This is a genomic window from Halomonas sp. ND22Bw, from assembly GCF_003011945.1.
Taxonomy (GTDB): Bacteria; Pseudomonadota; Gammaproteobacteria; order Pseudomonadales; family Halomonadaceae; genus Halomonas; species Halomonas halophila.
The window spans coordinates 1-347 of the sequence record NZ_PXWD01000392.1; the positions used below are offsets into that span (position 1 = coordinate 1).

The 347-nt window shown below is 67.4% G+C and carries 1 riboswitch.

What is annotated here, in order from left to right:
- Positions 1 to 85, forward strand: a riboswitch (cobalamin riboswitch). This riboswitch is flagged as partial in the annotation.
- Positions 86 to 347: the final 262 nt, after the last annotated feature.

The following is a 347-nucleotide window of genomic DNA, read 5'->3' on the forward strand; positions in this document are numbered from 1 at the left end:
CCGGCGCCACTGGGTGACTGGGAAGGCGAGGACGGCGGTTTGCGACCCGCAAGCCAGGAGACCTGGCCGCCGACGTCGCTCGCTCCTGTCCGGGACCAGACAGCAGCGCGGTTTCTCCGTGGAAGCGACCCGACCTTGCGCCGTCCAGACCCTCAAGCGGTCTGGCGGGTCGGTTCGCTCATGACGGTCTCTCGCGCGCATTCGCGGGACCGGAAACGGGGATATCGCTCAATGAAGCGTTCCATTCTTCTTTCGACGGCCGCTCTCTCAGTCGTCGCCATCGCCGCACCTGCCCTGGCCGACGACACGACTCAGGTCAGCGACGTGGTCGTCACCGCCACGCGCCT